Source organism: Clostridioides sp. ZZV14-6154 (assembly GCF_020657785.1).
Taxonomy (GTDB): Bacteria; Bacillota; Clostridia; order Peptostreptococcales; family Peptostreptococcaceae; genus Clostridioides.
In genome coordinates this window covers 1-255 of sequence record NZ_JAGWCY010000096.1, presented here as the reverse complement: position 1 = coordinate 255, position 255 = coordinate 1, and the positions used below count along the sequence as shown (strand labels likewise).

Sequence of the window (255 nt, the reverse complement as noted above, 5' to 3'; positions counted from 1 at the left end):
TTTCTTGAAAGTTTTCTTTGCTCTCTTTTTAATTTCTTTTCAACTTTTTTGATAGTTGAAGTCTTATTTATATTTTTAAATTTACTTCCATTTGAACATATTGCAAAATCTTTAATTCCTAAGTCAATACCTATTCCTTCATTAGTACATTTAGATACTTGAATATCATCTTCCTCAACTAATATAGATACATAGTATCTATTAGATTTTTGACTTACTGTACCACTTTTAACTATTGAATTTGTTGGTATATAT

General features: G+C 23.9%; 1 protein-coding gene. It reads right to left on the bottom strand.

The genetic code is table 11. The features are described 5' to 3' along the window. A partial coding sequence (locus KGF45_RS19905; RefSeq protein WP_227843092.1) for a transposase occupies window positions 1-255 on the bottom strand: 255 nt, incomplete at both ends.